Annotated in this window: 8 protein-coding genes; 4 read left to right on the plus strand and 4 right to left on the minus strand. The window is 68.2% G+C overall.

All coding sequences use genetic code 11. The features are described from left to right. Positions 1–45: 45 nt before the first annotated feature. Positions 46–1,479: an MFS transporter gene (locus C5E07_RS16850; RefSeq protein ID WP_181058131.1), complete on the plus strand. Its 1,434-nt coding sequence runs from the start codon at positions 46–48 to the stop codon at positions 1,477–1,479. A gap of 86 nt (positions 1,480–1,565) precedes the next feature. Beyond that, positions 1,566–2,576, plus strand: a complete 1,011-nt coding sequence (locus C5E07_RS16855) for an SDR family NAD(P)-dependent oxidoreductase (RefSeq protein ID WP_104300965.1) — start codon at positions 1,566–1,568, stop codon at positions 2,574–2,576. Between the two features lie 62 nt (positions 2,577–2,638). Here C5E07_RS16855 and C5E07_RS16860 read toward each other — a convergent pair whose 3' ends face one another. Beyond that, positions 2,639–6,133 (minus strand): glycosyl hydrolase, encoded by a 3,495-nt coding sequence (locus C5E07_RS16860; RefSeq protein WP_104300930.1) that lies wholly within the window; start codon positions 6,131–6,133, stop codon positions 2,639–2,641. Between the two features lie 160 nt (positions 6,134–6,293). Here C5E07_RS16860 and C5E07_RS16865 point away from each other — a divergent pair, with 160 nt between their 5' ends. Further along, positions 6,294–6,917, plus strand: coding sequence for a TetR/AcrR family transcriptional regulator (locus tag C5E07_RS16865; protein WP_181058133.1), 624 nt, complete (start codon positions 6,294–6,296; stop codon positions 6,915–6,917). Between the two features lie 95 nt (positions 6,918–7,012). Here the strand turns inward: C5E07_RS16865 and C5E07_RS16870 are convergent, their stop codons facing one another. From C5E07_RS16870 to C5E07_RS16880, 3 genes are all read right to left on the minus strand, one after another. After that, entirely contained in the window at positions 7,013–10,645 is a 3,633-nt protein-coding gene (locus C5E07_RS16870; RefSeq protein WP_104300935.1) for a glycosyl hydrolase, read from the minus strand. Positions 10,646–10,767: 122 nt separating this feature from the next. Beyond that, a complete protein-coding gene (locus C5E07_RS16875) occupies positions 10,768–11,550 on the minus strand; it encodes an SDR family NAD(P)-dependent oxidoreductase (RefSeq protein WP_104300937.1) in 783 nt (260 codons plus the stop codon). Next, the gene (locus C5E07_RS16880) at positions 11,550–12,383 is read right to left on the minus strand and encodes an SDR family NAD(P)-dependent oxidoreductase (RefSeq protein WP_104300939.1); all 834 of its coding nucleotides are present in this window, start codon (positions 12,381–12,383) and stop codon (positions 11,550–11,552) included. The genes C5E07_RS16875 and C5E07_RS16880 overlap by 1 nt, the downstream gene beginning before the upstream one ends. A gap of 80 nt (positions 12,384–12,463) precedes the next feature. Between C5E07_RS16880 and C5E07_RS16885 the strand changes: the two genes are divergently transcribed. Then, on the plus strand, positions 12,464–13,108 hold the full coding sequence (locus C5E07_RS16885; protein WP_146080635.1) for a TetR/AcrR family transcriptional regulator: 645 nt from the start codon (positions 12,464–12,466) through the stop codon (positions 13,106–13,108). The last annotated feature ends 126 nt before the right edge of the window (positions 13,109–13,234 follow it).

A 13,234-nucleotide genomic window follows, 5' to 3' on the forward strand; every position in this document is an offset into this window, starting at 1 on the left:
CACGCTGAGACCGAAAGAAGGCCCATGTCTGAGGACGCTTCAACGATGAAGGCTTCTGAGGAGGCAGGACGCTGGACGACCTCCGTCGCAGTGCACTACGAGGAGAAGAAGCCCACGAGCCGGTACATCCGCTGGTACCTGCTCGTCGCGCTCATGATCTCCGCGATCTGGGCCTCGGTCAATGGCATCCTCATGCCGAACCAGGTTCAGCTGCTGGAATTCGGCAGGCTGTTCACGGGGCCGGATGCAGGTGTCGACCTGACGGCGCTGACCGAGCTCAGCCGAGCCGTCGCAGCTGGCGAGGTCCAGCCGACGACTGACGAGACACGGCAGCTCGCGATCCTCACCGACTTCGAGACCGCACGCGCGGCGAGCCTCGCCGTGGTCACGACAGTCAGCGCCATCGTCGTGATGCTGCTGCAGCCCGTCATCGGGGTGTTCTCTGACCGGACACGCTCTCGGCTGGGACGTCGAGCCCCCTGGATCCTCTACGCAGGTCTCCTCGGCGCGCTGCTGCTCGTCGCCGTCAGGTACGCTCCGTCCATCGCCGTGCTGGTCGTGCTCTGGACCTTCACCGAACTGGTGATCAACGTCGTCAGCACCCCGCTGCAGGCGACGGTCGCCGACCGTGTGCCGCGTGAGCGCCGCGGCCGTGTGACCTCCTACACGAGTCTCGGCGCCATCGTCGGCGGTCTCCTCGGAGGTATCGGGGCGGGAGCGATGTTCGGGATGATCGGCCTCGACTTCTACTTCGTGCTGGCGCTGCTCTTCGCGCTCGCCGTCGTCCTGTTCGTCGTGCGGAACCGCGACGAGTCCTCCGTTGAGATGCAGCGGCAGCCGTTCCGCTGGGGAGAGTTCATCAGGGGATACGCCAGCGCACTCAAGGCGCGGGACTTCCGTTGGCTCTGGATCTCACGCGCACTCTTCTTCTTCGGCTACAGCACCTCGACGGTTCTGTCCCTCTACATGCTGCAGAGCTACATCAGCCCCGCCTTGAGTGCTGAGCAGGCGTCCGCGACGGCGCCGCTCCTCTCCATGGCGTCGCTGCCGGCGACGCTGATCGCGGTGACGGTGTCGGGCCGCTGGTCTGACCGCGTCGGGCGGCGCAAGCCCTTCATCATCGCCGCATCCCTGCTCATGGCGGTCTCGATGACGGTGCCGCTCATCTCGCCCACATTGCCTGGCCTCTTCGTGCAGACGATTCTCACGGGACTCGCGTTCGGCATCTACCTCCCCGTCGACAATGCGATGTTCATCGACGTGCTCCCAGACCCCGAGCGAGCTGGCCGAGACCTCGGCCTGGCGATCGTCGCCACCAACCTCGGACAGTCCATGGCTCCGGCGCTCGCCGCGGTGATGGTCGCCATCACCGGCGGGTACGCGATGGTGTGGGTGGCCGCTGCCATTCTCGTCGCCGCCGCGACGCTCACCATCTCGCCGATCAGGGAACAGCGTCGGCGGGCGCCGGTCACCGCGTGACGCCCGTCCTCCGATCCGCCCCCAACGACGACGACGCTCTCAGAAATGAGCTGACGTCGGTCCACCGAGAGAAAGCAGCAGCACACATGACCCGCGAAACGCCCATCACCGCACAGTCCAGCATCGGCCAGTGGCTCGACCACCCGGCTGGTGGTCCGCTCATCCGATCACTCCTCGAGCAGTCGGGCACGGACCCGGCGATGCTCGCCCCGATGCGCAGCCTCCCGCTGCAGCAGCTCGTCGCGGCCAGCGGCGGACAGATGCCGCAGTCCGTCGTGGATGACCTCGTCCTCGCCGCCAACGGCGGCGTCGCTCCGGGGCCCGGTGCCGGTCCGCAGGGCGAGCTCGTGTTCGCGGGTCGCTTCGCCGGGAAGACGGTCGTCGTCACCGGCGCAGCTTCCGGTATCGGCCGAGCAACCGCCTCCCGTGTCGCCAGGGAGGGGGCACGCGTCGTCGCCGTCGACGTCTCGCAGGAGCGCCTCGATGAGCTCGTCGCGAGCCATGCAGGCGCCGACATCGTGGCCGTCCGAGCAGACATCACGGTGCAGGCGGACGTCGACGCGATCGTGGCGGCTGCCGACGGTCGCATCGATGCGCTCGCCAACGTCGCCGGCATCAACGACGACTTCTCGCCGGCGCACGAGACGAGCGATGCAGTGTGGGACCGAGTCCTGGCCATCAACCTGACCGGTGCGTTCAAGGTGCTGCGGGCCGTGCTCCCGACGATGCTCGAATCCGGCGCCGGATCGGTGGTCAACGTCGCCAGCGAGGCCGCGCTGCGCGGCAACAGCTCAGGCAACGCCTACACCGTCTCCAAGCATGGCATCATCGGGCTCACGAAGTCCTCGGCCTTTATGTACGGGCCTCAGGGCATCCGAGTGAACGCCGTCGCACCGGGCGGCGTCGCGACCGGCATCCCCATGCCGCCGAACATGTCGGAGCAGGGCTCGGCGCGCCTGCAGCCGTTCCAGGCGATGATCCCGACCATCGCGACTGCGGAGCAGCTCGCGGCGTCCATCACCTTCCTGTTGTCGGACGACGGCGTCAACATCAATGGGGCCGTCCTGGCCTCCGACGGCGGCTGGTCCGTCCAGTAAGAGCAGAGAAAGCGGCCTCCCTCCTCGAACCGAGGAGGGAGGCCGCTTTCTCGTTGCGGCGGCTACTCGCTCGTCACGCGTCCGCGGCGCTTCTTGATGAGGAACACCGCTCCGGTGCCCGCGAGCACGGCCCCGAGGAGAGCAAGGAAGCCGGCGATGCTGCCGTCGACACCCGTCGTGGCGAGGTCGCCGTCCTGGCCGCCGGCGTCGGAGTCGCCGTTCCCGGACCCGTTCCCGCCGCCGTTGCCGGGGCTCGTGGTCGGCGCCGTGGTCCCGGTACCGTCCGTGGAGGTCGGCTGCGGCGTGGGCTCCGCGGTGCCCGTGGGGTTCGGCTCGGCGATGCTCTCGACGGCGCTGTCCAGCGTGACCGGGCCGACGAGGCCGGCCGGGATGAGGCCGGACCCGCCGTGCACGCTGTTGTACGCCTGGTACTTCACGTTGGCGACCGGGTTGCTGTTGTAGAGCTCCTTGAGGCCCTCGCGGCGGTTGCTCTGCACGGGCTGCACGTCGATCTCGATGACGTTGGAGCCGTTCACGAGCGCCGGCGCGATGTCGACCTCGTACGGCGCGGCGTACAGCTGCGTCTCGAACTCGTGCTCGGTGCCGGGGTTCACCCGCACTGTCGCGGCGTTGTTCACGGTGCCGAGGTTCAGCACCGCGCCGCCTTCGAGCAGGTCGGCCGCATCCGGAATCTCTACGGAGGTGCGGTAGGTGCCCGAGTCGGTGACGTACCGCAGCTCGTTGCCGAGGAAGCCGTCGGCGCTCCAGTCGCCGAGGACCTCGCCCGTGTACTCGGACGTGCTCGCCTCACCTGGGGCGTTCGTGCCGATGTTGTCGGCCGAGACCTCGAGTGAGAAGGCACCGAGCTGGTGTCCGACACCGCGCTCGGTCGTGTCGATCGACGAGGGGGTCCCATCGGAGACGGCGGAATCGGCGATGCCGGTGCCGGCTGGCTCGCAGAGCAGGACAACCGCTCCGCTCGCGTCGAGCGTCGCCGAGACGACGTTGCCGTCGACCTCCGCGTCGAAGATCTCGCCCGTCTCGGGGTCGAGCCACCAGCAGGAGTCGAGGCCGTCGGCGACCGTCAGGCTGACACCCGTTGCCGCCTCCGCGGAGGTGTTGCGCACGTACGCGAGCTCGCCTCCGGTCGAGAGTGTGCGGCGCCCGAAGCGGAGGTCCGCGTTCTCCTCGTAGGAGATGGGCGCGTCGACCGAGGCCGCGAGTGTCGCGGGGACGGCGGCTGCCTCGACGGCACCGCCCATGGCAGCGGCGATCTCGCTCACCTGAGCATCCAGCGCCGCGTACTCGCCGCCCGCATAGCCGGGCTGCGCGGCGGGAGCCGCATCGACGAAGACGATCGGTGCGCCCGCATCCTTGAGCTTCTGCAGCGCCTGCATCGTCTCGAGGGGCACGGTGCCGCTCTCGACGAGCATGGCGTCGAAGGATGCGTTGCCGCCGTTCGCGACGAGCTGCGAGCCGTCCCAGCTCAGGCCCGTCTGGATGGTGTCGTCGTTGATGGCATCCCATGCCCACCCGTTTGCCTGGGCCGTGGTGACGGATGCGAGCGGCGTGGAGCCGCCGCCGAAGCCGCCGCCGCTCGCCAGCGCCCCGAAGAGCGGCATGTAGATCGCCACGTCGCTGCTGTTCGTGCCCGACTGCATGACGTAGTTGGCGCGCGACGCGTAGTCGTTCATCGACGCGTAGTAGTCGGCGATGCCAGCCGTGTCGGCCATCTCGACGCCGATCGTGGGCCAGGCGCGCCAGCCCTCCTCGGCGAAGAGGTTGTCGTCGGACGTGAAGGCGGGGTCGTCGTTGCCGCTGTAGGTGGCGCTGAGCCCGTGGTAGAAGAAGTTGTTCACACCGCTCGTGGCCATGAGGTCGTAGCCCTGCTTCATGAACTCCGGCGTGATCTGGAACGGCACCGAGCCCAGCGTGAAGACCTCCGAGGTGACGAGGTTCTTGCCGTAGAGGTGCGCTCCGGATGCGACGCGCTTCAGCTGGTATTCGTCGAGGCCCTCGGTCTCGGGGATGTCGACGTACTGCGACGACTTCAGGGTGTCGATGGGTGGGTTGTAGGCCTGCTGGCGGTAGTCGATGCCGTACTCGCCGAGGGTGCTCGAGAACGCCTCGAGGCCCTGGAGGAACGAGTCGTTGAGGAGCACGCCGTAGTCGTGCACGATGCGCTGCGACTCCTCTTCGCTGAGGTTGCTGGCGAGCAGCGGCATCCCGCTGCCGCCGCCGAAGCGGCTGACCTCCGGTGTCTGCAGTCCGAGAGCTGCGTACTCCGGCTTGACCGTGGGGGTTCCGTCGATGAGGAACGAGTCCTGGTAGATGGAGTAGAGGGAGGGGAGGTAGGGCGTGATGTCGTAGCCGAGCAGCTCCTGCGACTCCGCGGCGGCCTGGATGAGGTCGTTGTAGTGGCGGTCGGTGTAGAACTCGTAGCTGTCGTTGAAGGCGGCGCGGATGTCGCGCGACTCGACGATGTCGTTCAGCGCGGCTTCGCCGAGCCAGCCGTTGACGAGCTTCGTGATCGCGACCGGGTTGAGGTGATCGACGACGTAGTTGCGCTTGTCCGTCGTCGTGTTCTCGATGATCGAGTTGAAGCCGTACGCGCCCGTCGTGGCGCTGTAGAGCGCGACGATCTCGTAGTCGCCCGCCGCGAGGGTCGAGGTGTCGACGCCGAAGGTCGTCTGCCCGTCGCTCGGGTACGAGAGCTGTGCGGCATCGAGGTCGAGCACCGATTGCTGCTCGTAGGTCTTGACCGAGCTGAAGTCGGACGTGAGGGTCTGGTTGGCCGTCGTCAGGTCAGCGCCCTGGCCCGTGATCGGGGCGAGCATGACGGAGTTCAGGTGCGCGTTCTCCGGTTTCCACTCGCCGAAGTCGAAGCCGAACTTCTCCGAGGCGAAGAACGGGCTGACCTCTGCCTTGGGGATGCCGAGCGAGAGCTTGCCCGTGCCGGTCGGCACCGGGACGTCACCGGACACGAGGGTGAGCGCGCCGGCCGCATCCACCCGAACGGTGGCCCGGCCCAGCGCCATCGTGTTCTGGCTGTCCTCGAGGTCGATGGAGTCGTCGCTTGCGAGGTAGCCGCTGCCGATGTTGAGGTCGACGGTGATGCCGAGCTCGTTGGCGCGGGCGATGACCGCGTCGAGCTTCGCGAAGTACTCGGGTGACTCGTAGCCGAGCACGGCCTCCGTGTCGTAGCCCGGGGCGGCGTCGTAGATCGAGCCGCCGTTGCCGCCGTTGCCCGCGATGCCCTCCTCGGTCAGGAACCCCTTCGAGAAGGCCACGATCTCGACGGCGCCGAAGCCGTTCTCGTGCAGGTAGTCGACCTGCGCGAGCAGGTCCTCCTGGCTGGCCGCGTTGCCGGGCCACCACCAGCGCACGCCTGGGCGGAAGTCGACGCCTGGCTCTGCGAACTCGGTGGGGTCGATGGCGCTGGTCGTGGTGGTGTGCTCGTCGCCGACGGCTGGTCCGGCAACGGCGAGCGTGCAGGCGACGGTGAGGGCTGCGCCGAGCGCAACGGCTCGTCGCCCTCGTCTTCGTGGATCGTTCATCTTGTGACCTCTCTGGCATCTTTGCCAACGACGGGGTGTGAACTGCCGCGCCAGCTCGTGGGGTCCGAGGGCGCGAGTGAGACCGGATTCGGGGAGTTGAATCGATTCAGTCGCGAACCTAACACGTGTTAGACGATCTCGGCAAGGGAGAATGGTCGCCATGTCCTCAGGAGCAGCCGCCGATCCCGTCCCGCGGTTCTCGCAGAGGGACGTCACCCCGCATCCGAGACGAGACCAGATTCTGGATGCGGCCACGCGGGTCTTCACGGTCAAGGGTTTCAACGCGGCGTCGATCCGCGAGATCGCCGTCGAGGCTGGCATGTCCCACACAGGAGTGCTCCACCACTTCCCCGACAAGGCGGTGCTGCTCGAGACGCTCCTCGAGCGTCGTGGCCAGCGCGCCGCCGCGGAGGTCGGCCTCGACTTCTCCACCGGGCTCTCCTACCTGCGCGGACTCCTGGCGCTCGCGGAACGCGACGTCGCGAAGCCGGACGGGGTCCTGATGTTCAGCATCGTGTCCGCGGAGGCGTTGGCCCCGACGCATCCAGCGCACGCCTCGATCGCGCGGTGGTACGAGTTCCTGCGGTCGACGGCGTTCGACGCGCTCACGGATCTGCAGGAGAAGGGGCTCTACGCTCGCGCTGGCGTTCCCGTCGAGCTCGCGGCCGTCCAGATCGCCGGCCTCAGGGCCGGGCTGACGCAGCAGTGGCTCCTGGCGCCCGAAGTGGATGCGGTCGCCGCGTTCCGCGTGCAGCTGCAGTCGTACGTGAGCGAGCCGCTGTAAGGCAGGAACCGCGCCAAGAATCGTCGGGCTCGTGCAACGAAAGCGGCCCCTGCATCCACACGATCGTGGAAGCAGGGGCCGCATTCTGAGCCGAACTACTCGCTCGTCACGCGTCCGCGGCGCTTCCTGATGAGGAACGCGGCTCCGGTGCCGGCCAGCACGACCCCGAGGAGCGCGAGGAGGCCCGCGAGGCTGCCGTCGACGCCCGTCGTGGCGAGGTCGCCGTCCTGGCCACCAGCATCCGAGTCGCCGTTGCTCGAACCGTTGCCACCGTTGCCCGGTGCCGAGGTCGGCGCCGTGGTCCCGGTGCCGTCAGTCGACGTCGGCTGCGGCTCGCCGGTCGGCTGCGGGGTGGCCGTCGCCGTCGGTGCCTCGAACGCGACCGTGTCGCGGTACGGCGTCAACGTGACCGGGCCCATGAGGCCGGTCCGCTGCTGCTCCGCGGTCTGGTAGTTCGAGTCGCCGGTCGCCTTGACTGCATTGAACATCGTCGTGGCAACCCGAACCTCGATGCGGTTCTCGCCCGGCTCCAGGTGGTGGCCGAGGTCGATGCGTGCTCGGTCGGCCTGGTTCACGACGACCTGCACGCCGTTCACCCAGACCTGGGCCGTATCGAGCACGTCACCGAGGCTGAGGTAGGCTCCATCCGATTCCGTCCAGGCCTCCGGAAGCGTGACCGTCGTCGAGTACGTGCCGAGCCCGGATGCGTTGCTCAGGTCGACCTCGCCGGTCACCTCTCGCCACGACGGCAGCTTCCCGTCGGCGTCTGCCGTGATGTCGATGGCTGGCTGGTCGACCTTCACGGTCTTGGATGCGGTCATTCCCGTCGCATCGGGCGCCGGGCCCCACGTCTGGGCGGCGAGCGACCAGGTGCTCAGGCCCTGCGGAGCCGCCAGACCGGTCACGTCGGTCGTCGTCGACGAGCCGTCGCTGAACTCCGTCCTGAACGTGCCGTTACCGGTCGCGCGCACCGAAATGCTGCCGTCGACTGCCGGTGCCAGCACATCAGCATCGCTCGACACCGCGTGCACGGCGGATCCGTCGTCGTCGACGAGGGCGAAGATCGCCGTGTCGTGAGCGGCGACGTCGACGGAGACCGTGACGCTGTCACCAGCCTGCGTGAACTCGCCGATCGGAGTCACCTCTCCAGACCAGGGGTCGAGCTGGTAGGGGCGGCCGGTGCCCGCGAGGGTCAGCGACTGCTGGACAGCCTCGCCGGACCGGTTGTACACGAAGTCGTACGTGACGCCTTCTGCCGCGCGACGGACGAAGCCGAGTGCTGAGCCCTGGTCGCTCGGGGACACGGCGGGCGCGATCGAGTCGCCGCTGAGCGCAGAGGGCAGCTCCGCCTCGGTGCCGAGCTGCGTGACGCTCGGCTGCGCGAGGAGGTCTGCGACAACTGTGGCCAGTTCCTCAGCTCCCGGCTCAGCGCCCGTCAGCTCGCTCGGCGCCTGGCCGACGACATACACGCGGAGCCCCTGCTTCGCGAGGTCACGCAGCGAGCGTGCCCCGGCGAGGGAGATCGTGCGCTGCTCGTTGAGGACAACCGCCTTGTAGCCGGAACGGTCGCCGAACAGGCCGCCGTCCGCATCCGGTGCCAGTCCCTCTTCCGCGAGGAACTGGGGCGCGAAGTAGTCGTAGGTGTACCCGGCGGATGAGGTCGCGGAGTCGGTGCCGAGCATGTGCTGCTCTGCCTGCTGTCCGCTCACCGACGAGCCCTTGAGGCCCAGGTCCTCGTAGTAGACACCGAGGTCGAGCTTCGCCTGGCCTTCGCGCAGCACGTACTGCGTGCGGGCGAGGGCGTCGTTGACCCCCGTCATGTCCTCCCAGTTGGCCTGGCGGGGTCCGAAGACGTCGTTCACGTTGAGCGCGCCGAAGATGTCCCACGGCTGGTAGCCGGGCCAGGTGCCGCCATCGCGGCCCGCTGTGCCCACACCTGCAGGTGCATCCGGGTAGGCGAAGCCGTGCCAGACCAGCTGATTCACACCACCCGCGTAGCTCTTGTAGACGCTGTCGAGGAGACCCTGCGAGTACTTGCCGCCGAGCACCGAGCCCTCGCCGCTGTCGGAGAACTGACCACCGATGTTCGGGCCGGCCATGCCGGAGCGGTAGCCGCCGAAGAACACGGCGCAGCACTCGACCGAGACGGTGTCCTTGCCGGCGAGGTGGGCGCCGCCGCTGACGACGCGGTAGTTCTGCTCGGCGCCGAGCGGGTTCGGGCTGCCGAAGTTCAGCGACTCGCCCTCGGGGATGCCTGATGCGGAGGACGCGTGCGACGTGGAGGTGGGCAGGCCGTACGCCTGGACTCGGAAGTCGAGGCCATGCGTCTGGGCCCAGGACTGCATGGGGGCCACGTACTCGTCGACGAACAGGTCGCTGACGGTCTCGCGGTAGTCCTCACGGGCCTTCTCGCCGACCTCCCCGATCTCGAATGCCGCCTCGTGCGAGCCCTGGATGCCGATACCTGCGAGTGCGGGCAGCACCTCCGTGGCGTCGTAGCCGCGGCGCTCCTCGAACTGGTCGAGGAAGCTCCAGGTCCACTTCTGCGACTCGCCGAGCTCGAGGGAGTCCTCGAAGATGGCGCCGCCTCCGACCTTGTCGAGGTTCGCCTTCACGGCGTCGGTGAGGATGTTCTCGTCCCAGAAGTCGGCCTGGATGTCGACGCCGCCCCTGCCGAGGTGATCCACCACGTAGTTCGGCTGTGTCGCCGTGTAGCCTCCGCGCTGTCCGACCAGACCGGATGCGGTCTGCTGGAAGTCGATGATCACCCAGCGTGCGCCGTCGGCTGGGAACGTGTAGTCGAGCTGGCCATCGACGACCTTGTCGGTCACGTTGACGATCGATCCCGGCACGAGTGCGGCGGGCCCTTCGCTGCCGGGGGCGCATTCGGCTTCGCACTGTGCGATCACGGTGCGGAGGCGCGTGGTCTCCGCGATGTTCACGAGGGGCGCGTCGACAGCGTGATCGCCGGAGATCGGCGTCACGGTGAGTGTTCCGGTTGCGCCGAGGCGGTCGCCGACGGCAGTGACGGTGACGGTCTCGGACGTTCCCTCTGCCCCGAGTGTCACGACGTCGCCGATCGCGAAGCCGCCGAGGCTCGCGACGGTCAGGTCCGTCTGGCCTGCGGTCGCTCCCTCGGTGAGCTTCGTCGCGACCGAGGGCGGTGCTGTCAGGGGCGCGGGGAGGGCGCCGGTGACGGTCTCGCCTGCTGCGTGAGCTGACCAGCCGAAGATGAGCTGCTGCTCCGCCTCCGGCTGGTTGAAGCTGTTCAGCGTCGGCACGGTCGGCGGGTAGTGCGGCCCGAGGTTCTGGTCGACGATGAGGCCCAGCTCGGCGGCCTTCTCGGTGATGACCTCCATCTTGTGTGCCCACGCGGGGGTGCCCCAGCCGTACTCGGCCAGGAACGCGTTGCTCTGGTTGCCTTCGCCAGCGACGATGAAGGGAGCGACCTCGACACCCCCGGCGCCGGAGGCAGCGATCTGGTCGAGCTGCTCGCGCAGCACGCTGTCCTCCGTGTAGGCCAATGGCATCCACCACCGGAACATCGGGCGAACGGCTGAGGGCGGGTCAGCGAAGGCCGCGGTGTCGATGACGGGAACCGCGGCCGTTGGAGGTGTCGGGTCGGCCGTCGCCGGAGTGGCGAGCAGTGGGCTGAGGAGGACGGACAGGCTCGCTGCCGTGGCGATGGCGACGGTGCGCCGCCTTCGGCCTCGTCTTGGTTGGGTCACGGAGTGTTCCTCTCCCTGCGCTCGGCAGGATTCGAGTGGGGCGATCGGAAGGTGAAACGATTCACAGCTGGGCCGGAAGAACCCCGCTCCCTCGACTGCTCGAGGAAGCGGGGGTGACGGACTCAGGCTTGGATGACGGCTCCGCCGTCGGCGTTGAAGTTCTGGCCGGTGATCCAGCGGCTGTCGTCGCTGGCGAGGAAGATCAGGACCGGGGCGATGTCCGTCGCTGGGTCGCCGAACCTGCCAAGCGGGTTCACGGACATCTGCTGCTTCACGAACTCCGAGTACTCGGGCGCGAGGCCGTGCAGGATCGTGTCAGTGAGTGCAACCGGAGCGAGTGTGTTCACGCGGATGCCACTCGCCCCGAGCTCTCGGGCCGCCACCATGGAGAGGCCGCGGATCGCCGCTTTGTCGGGAACGTAGGACGCGTAGCCCTCCATCCCGGTCTCGTACACGCCGGAGACCAGATTGATGATGGAAGCTGTCCCCTCCGTCCTGGACATGTGCGGATGGCAGAGCTGCATGAGGCGCCACACGGCGACCACGCCGACCTCGAACGCGGTGCGGAGCGACGAGACGTCCTGCTCCAGGAACGGTGTGAGCTCAGCTTCGAAGTTGGCGTTGTTGACCAGCACGTCGATGCGGCCGAAGCGCTCGACGGTTCGCGCGACGTAGCGCTCGAGGTGCTCCACGTCGGTCACGTCGCAGACCACGCCGAGAACCTCTGCCCCTTCGGCTTCGCAGAGCGCCACGGTCTCGCGCAGTGCGGCCTCGCTCCGTGCTGAGATCGAGAGCTTCGCTCCGGCCTTCGCCAGCTCGATCGCGTTCTGCTTGCCGAGCCCCTTGCTGACGCCCGTCATCATGACGACCTTGCCGTGCAGGCGCCCCTGGTGCTGCGCCGACATCAGATCGTCTCCCCGGCGTCGGCGAGGAGCGTGCTGCCGGTCATGATCATCGACAGATCACTGGCGGCGAACAGCACGACGCGCGCGATGTCATCCGGAGTGCCGGTGCGGCCGATCAAGCTGTGGTTCATGACGTCGAGCTCGGGCAGTTCTACGCCGGCGGCCTTCGCGGCCTCCATGCCGGCGGCGGCAGCGGCGATGTTGCCCTCGGTCGGCACGTAGCTCGGGGCGACCCCGAGGACGCGGATCCCCATGGGAGCGAGATCGAGCGCGAGCGACTTCGTGAGTCCGCGTGCCGCGTGCTTCGAACTTGCGTAGGCGGCCATGCCGGGGAATCCGACCGTGAACCCCGCTGTCGAGATGACGTTGACGATCACGCCGCCGGAGGTGTTCCCGCTCATGTGCTTCGCCGCCTCGCGGGAGCCGAGGAAGGTGCCTCGGGCGTTCACCGCGAAGACCTGGTCCCACATCTCGACCGGCATGTCGAGGACGGGGGCGTTCGGGAAGATGCCCGCGTTGTTGACCCAGATGTCGATTCCTCCGAGCTCAGCGGCGGCGCGGGCGGCTGCGGCGGAGACGGAGTCGGCGACGCTCACGTCTGCGGCGGCGCCTATGGCGCGGTTGCCGTGCTTGGCGGCGATCTCGTCAGCTGCGGCTGTCGCGCGAGTCGCGTCGAGGTCGACGATGAGCAGATCTGCACCGGCTTCGGCGAGTCGTTCGCAGATGGCCCGCCCCAGGCCCTGGGCGCCTCCGGTCACGACGGCGCGCCGTCCTCTGAGCGAGACGAGGTCCGAGATCGGGGTGTTCGAGACGTCGGGGAGCGGATGCGGCATGAGACCTCCACGTTGAGTTCAGGCGAGTATTGGCAGAGTATGTCAATACTCCGGACCCGGCAAGGAGCAACAATGTGGACATGAGTGAGACACGTCGGCCCGGGCGACCCGCGTCTGCAGATCCGCGCCAGCTCCGCGTGCAGATGCTGGAGATCATCCTCCGCGAGGGGTATGAGCACGTCACCATGGCGCAGCTCGCCGCCGAGGCGGGCATCAGCCTGCGCACCCTGCATCGGTACTTTCCGGCCAAGGGCGACATCGTCTGGTTGGGTGCCGAGGGTGGGCACGAAGCGCTCAGGCGCGAGCTCGACGCGGTCGACCAGGGGCTGGCGCCCCTCCAGGCGCTCGCCGTCGCTGTCGGCAGGGTCTTCGACCTCGAGGTCGAGGAGGAGCCGACCGCACGCCTCCGGCTCCGCGCCATCGCCGCGATGCCTCCAGGGCAGTCTTCGCGCCCGGATGCCTATCTCGGCTGGCGGCAAGAGGTCGCCGTGTTCCTGGCGCGCAGGGGCGGACTGCATCCGGACGGCCTTGTTGCGCGTGCCGCGAGTGCGGCCGTGCAGGCTGCCATGGCCGAGGCGCTCTCCTGGTGGGCGACCGAGGCGGGCGCAGATGAGGCCGCCCACACTGCCGTCGCGCGAGCTTTCCAGGGGTTGGAGGGGCTGTTGGGGTCAGCTTCCGAGGAGCGCGGCACACCCTCCGGTAACAACTCTGCATCCTTGGCTTGACGTTTTCTGCGAGCGTCGCGTAGTGTCGCATCCAGTCGCTTGAAACGATTCACAAAGTCCGTGAAACAGCAGGCAGGCTCACGCCGCTCACCACCGAGCACCCCTCAACACCCCCGCAATACTCAA

The organism is Pseudoclavibacter sp. RFBJ3 (assembly GCF_002931375.1).
GTDB lineage: Bacteria > Actinomycetota > Actinomycetes > Actinomycetales > Microbacteriaceae > Pseudoclavibacter.